The 272-nt window shown below is 57.7% G+C and carries 1 protein-coding gene; it reads right to left on the bottom strand.

Features of this window, described 5'->3' with window-relative positions; genetic code table 11:
* Positions 1–251: DUF4214 domain-containing protein (locus C6W92_RS17525; RefSeq protein WP_129435411.1), on the bottom strand; the 251-nt coding region annotated here is incomplete at its 3' end.
* Between the last annotated feature and the right edge of the window lie 21 nt (positions 252–272).

Consider the following 272-nt stretch of genomic DNA (forward strand, 5'->3'; position numbering starts at 1 on the left):
AGCGCCGACGGGTTCTCGGCTTCCGGGTCAAAGAAGTCATACACAGCGCGGGTTTCCGCCTGGTTCGAAAACTCGGTCGCGATCGCTTCCAGCGACATGCCATCCGCGTTGGGATTGTTGTCCTCGAGATGCTCGACAAGAAGCGATTCCCAGAACTGGAAGCCAGCCGGGTCAGGCGCACGGTCGTAGTACAGAATGTAGATCGACGCGAGCTGCTGCTGCGCTGTGAGTGTGTTGATATCTAGCGGCATTTTAAGTCCCTTCCGTGGAGC

It is taken from the genome of Roseovarius sp. A46, from assembly GCF_004126395.1.
GTDB lineage: Bacteria > Pseudomonadota > Alphaproteobacteria > Rhodobacterales > Rhodobacteraceae > Roseovarius > Roseovarius nitratireducens.